Source organism: Nitrospirota bacterium, from assembly GCA_016194305.1.
Classification (GTDB): Bacteria; Nitrospirota; Nitrospiria; order JACQBW01; family JACQBW01; genus JACQBW01.
The window spans coordinates 1-3,331 of record JACQBW010000027.1 but is presented as its reverse complement, the minus strand read 5'-3'; the positions used below and the strand labels follow the sequence as shown (position 1 = coordinate 3,331).

Sequence of the window (3,331 nt, the reverse complement as noted above, 5' to 3'; positions counted from 1 at the left end):
CCCTTCCTAATCGCCTGGAATCTCACCAAACGCTGCAATCTTCGTTGCGACCATTGTTACCTCTCCGCAGGAGAACGCGATGCTGGCGCGATAGACGAACTTAACACCGAAGAATGCTACCGGGCAATCGATGACATGGTCCGGGTTAATCCCGCCTCGATACTGGTTTTAACCGGGGGCGAACCCCTCCTCCGCAGGGACCTGCCCCTGATCGCCCGTTATGCAGCCCAAAAGGGAATGATGGTCGTCGTCGGAACCAATGGCACTCTCCTGACGGATGAGAAGGTTCGGGAATTGAAAGCCAACGGCGTAATGGGCGTCTCCATCAGCGTTGATTCGCTTGACGCAGGTCATCACAACTCTTTCAGAAAACTTCCAGGCGCACTCGAAGGGGCTTTGCGCGGAATCGAAGCCTGCAACCGGAATGGCCTTCAATTCCAGGTTCACACGACCGCCAGTAGCATGAATTATCAGGAAATCCCGAAGATCATGGATTATGCCTACGAAAAAGGGGCCAAGGTATACAATCTCTTCTTTCTGGTCTGTACCGGCCGGGGTGAAGAGATGTCGGACATTACGCCTTCGCAATATGAGACCGTACTGGAATATCTCGTGGATATTCAAAAGAAATATTCCGGGATGCTGGTTCGGTCCAGGTGTGCGCCTCACTTCAAGCGAATCGCTTATGAGAAGAATCCGGAGTCTCCGGTAACCAAAGCGCAGGGATATGAAGGGGGCGGTTGTCTTGCCGGCACCCATTATTGCAGAATCACACCGGAAGGAGATGTGACTCCCTGCCCTTTTATGCCAGTTTCCGTCGGCAATTTGAGAGAAAAGGGTTTCGATCAGATCTGGGAAAACTCTTCGCTCTTCGAAGATCTCCGCGCTCCGGCATTAAAAGGAAAATGCGGCGAATGTGAATACAGCGAGCTTTGCGGAGGATGCCGTGCCCGTCCCTTTGCCTCGCACGGAGATTACCTGGATGAGGATCTCTGGTGCCTCTATACGCCTAAAGGGGGCGTTCGAATCCTGCCCCAGACAACGACCGGTGATCTCAACATGATTTGGGACGAGCGATCCCATGCCCGGTTAAATAGACTCCCATTCTTTCTCCAAAAAATGATTAAAGGAAGAGTGGAAATCTTTGTCAGGGGTAAAGGGAGAAACCTGGTTACGCTTGAAGATATGGAAGAACTTCGTCAGAACACTTTCGGCAATACAAAACCGGTATTCGACGCAGGACAATTTAAAGGGTTGGAGTAAACGGACATGAATGTCGTTAAAGTTCTAAATTTCTGGATACACCTTCTGGCCGGATTCAGTTACATCGGGGGACTCATTTTCTTATCCCTATTTCTTTCTCCCGTAGCAAAAAAATATGTGGGCGATGAAAAATTCAGATACTTTCTTGAAGAGCTTCACGACCGGTTCCAGAAAGTCTCGGGACTGTTTATTGCGCTGATCCTCCTGACCGGAGGGATCAATATTCATTTTGCCCATATGGTCCGAGGGGAGTTTTCGATACCCTATTTCGTCGCCCTGACATTTAAAATTTTATTTTTCAGCATTATTTTGACTCACTATCTGTTGGCGCTCAAAATAATCCTGGGAAGAGATAAGAAACAGGGTCTGTCGGACATTCCATTTAAACAGCCGACCTTTATTCTCGGCATATTAATTCTGATGATGGCCGCATTCCTGAAACATCTCCCTTGAATCCTTTCCGAAATTGACTCGAGATGCCAGAGCTTTTTCCCTCCAAAAAATAAAATGAAAATGACTTCCGCATTCATCGTATTTGCGTTGATCTACTGGACCGGGGCATCCTTTGTCGAATCCGTTCTCTTTAATCAGGGTACGGTGGTGGACGCCTTTTTCAGACCTGAACTTGGCGAAATCGCGCTTCGCGCCTGGGTCATTGTCCTGATTTTCATCGTTTTGACCGGGATTTACGGGAAAAACAGACCCAAATAGATAACAGGTATGAATAATAGTTCAAAAAGAATGAAGATTTAATTAAGAAGGGTTCGAGAAGGCGATGGCTGGCGAACTGTTTTGAGCAGGTTTAAAGAATAGAACTTTATCTGGGGGGTTTTCCAAGAAAAATAGTCACCGAGCTGTCGCCGTGGTTGGCGATGGCCAAGTCGGTTGTTCCGTCATGATTAAAATCCCCTTTAACCATGGAAAAAGGACCTCTTTTCGTCTGGTATCTGGCGGGAGGCATTTTAAATGTGCCATTGCCATTTCCATAATACATCGCAAGGGTACTGCTTGCATAGTTGATAAAGGCGATGTCCATCATATGGTCCCTATTAAAATCATCTGTGAGGATTGAGATCGGCTCCGAATCGCCACTCATCGGTTCCATTGCCTTGAAAGTGCCGTCTCCATTCCCAATAAAAAGCGTGACATTATGATGAATGGCATCCACCGTCATTAAATCAGGAATCCCGTCGTTGTTCAGATCGGTCACGGTCAGCGCTAGCGGACGATAGTTTTTAGCCTCATATTTGAACCCCGGGGTAAAATTCCCCTGGCCATCTCCTAAAAAAATCTCCAGCCCGCTCTTCATCGGACCATTATTCGTCACGGCGAGGTCCGTCTTCTGGTCCCGATTAAAATCGCCCATAACCAAAGCCGTCGGTGTGTCATCTGCATTGAAAGTTTTATAAAACTTGAAGGTGCCATCCCCATTCCCAAGATAAAGGATCAGATGATCAAACCTGGAAAGTATGAGGAGATCGACGCGCCCATCCTGATTAAAATCGCCCGCACTCACAAAGAGTGGTGAACGCTGGTCCAGTTTGATCGGTTCTCCCTCGATAAAGGTGCCGTCTCCCTTTCCGATTAGAATGGTCAGATCATCCGTTTCATTATTACTGACTGCAATGTCAGGTATTTTGTCGCCATTGAAGTCTCCGATGGCAATCCCTCTCGGTCGTTTCCCCACAGGAAACATGACATGTTCCTTAAACGAGCCATCCTGTTTTCCTAATAAAACTGAAATGTTATTACTGTTCGTATTAGAAGTAATGAGATCGGGCAGCCCATCGCGGTTCAAATCGGCAGTCAACAGAAAATTTGGATTTAATCCAACATGGTAAGTGGCATCAGGTGAAAAATTATTTTGATAGGGAGAAGGTTCTATTGTGCGTTGAGAAGAACATCCGGAAAAAACCAGCAACAGAAAAAGGGGAAGATATTGAAAACCCATCAGGAAGAGCATCCATTCTCTTATAAGAGTTTTTTTTCATCCCCTTGCAGATATTTCTTCATCTTTTCCATCATTTCGCGATCAAGGAGCCCGACTTCTCCCCTCTGATCCATATAT

General features: G+C 46.9%; 4 protein-coding genes. 3 read left to right on the top strand and 1 reads right to left on the bottom strand.

Annotated features, from left to right (window positions below):
* The 3 genes from HY200_08915 to HY200_08905 all read left to right on the top strand — a co-directional run.
* The coding region (locus HY200_08915; GenBank protein ID MBI3595065.1) for a radical SAM protein at window positions 1-1,263 on the top strand (1,263 nt) is incomplete at its 5' end.
* A gap of 6 nt (window positions 1,264-1,269) precedes the next feature.
* Window positions 1,270-1,716, top strand: a complete 447-nt coding sequence (locus HY200_08910; GenBank protein MBI3595064.1) for a hypothetical protein — start codon at window positions 1,270-1,272, stop codon at window positions 1,714-1,716.
* Between the two features lie 60 nt (window positions 1,717-1,776).
* Window positions 1,777-1,974 (top strand): hypothetical protein, encoded by a 198-nt coding sequence (locus HY200_08905; GenBank protein ID MBI3595063.1) that lies wholly within the window; start codon window positions 1,777-1,779, stop codon window positions 1,972-1,974.
* Between the two features lie 106 nt (window positions 1,975-2,080).
* Here HY200_08905 and HY200_08900 read toward each other — a convergent pair whose 3' ends face one another.
* The gene (locus HY200_08900) at window positions 2,081-3,214 is read right to left on the bottom strand and encodes a VCBS repeat-containing protein (protein MBI3595062.1); all 1,134 of its coding nucleotides are present in this window, start codon (window positions 3,212-3,214) and stop codon (window positions 2,081-2,083) included.
* Window positions 3,215-3,331: the final 117 nt, after the last annotated feature.

Excerpts from the sequence above, each read along its gene's own strand:
- HY200_08910 (MBI3595064.1), top strand. The coding sequence starts at position 1,270 with ATGAATGTCGTTAAAGTTCTAAATTTCTGGATACACCTTCTGGCCGGA.
- HY200_08905 (MBI3595063.1), top strand. The coding sequence starts at position 1,777 with ATGACTTCCGCATTCATCGTATTTGCGTTGATCTACTGGACCGGGGCA.
- HY200_08900 (MBI3595062.1), bottom strand. The coding sequence starts at position 3,214 with ATGGGTTTTCAATATCTTCCCCTTTTTCTGTTGCTGGTTTTTTCCGGA.